The organism is Bacillus sp. VA15, assembly GCF_055721145.1.
This window is the reverse complement of the sequence record NZ_JBVQPQ010000030.1, coordinates 1-460: the sequence shown is the minus strand read 5'-3', so window position 1 is coordinate 460 and position 460 is coordinate 1. Positions and strand designations below refer to the sequence as shown.

Annotated in this window: 1 protein-coding gene; it reads left to right on the top strand. The window is 61.3% G+C overall.

The genetic code is table 11. The features are described from left to right. A partial coding sequence (locus AC0DBE_RS21585; RefSeq protein ID WP_472963734.1) for an amidohydrolase family protein occupies positions 1–460 on the top strand: 460 nt, incomplete at both ends.

Below are 460 nucleotides of genomic sequence, written 5' to 3'. Positions count from 1 at the left end.
CCTGGTATATCGCGCGAATGTTGCAGGCGGCCGATACACTCCCGGTGAATATCGGCCTGCTTGGCAAAGGTAACGGTTCCAACCCTGATGCCCTGCGCGAGCAGATCGCAGCGGGTGCCATCGGGCTGAAGATCCACGAAGACTGGGGCGCGACGCCGGCCGCCATCAACTGCTCACTGGCGGTGGCGGAGGAGATGGATATTCAGGTGGCGCTGCACAGCGACACGCTGAACGAATCCGGGTTTGTTGAGGACACGCTGGCGGCTATCGGCGGACGGACCATTCACACCTTCCATACGGAAGGGGCGGGCGGCGGACATGCACCGGATATTATTACCGCCTGCGCGCACCCGAATATTCTGCCCTCCTCCACTAACCCGACGCTGCCCTACACGGTGAATACCATCGACGAGCATCTCGACATGCTGATGGTGTGTCACCACCTCGACCCGGATATCGC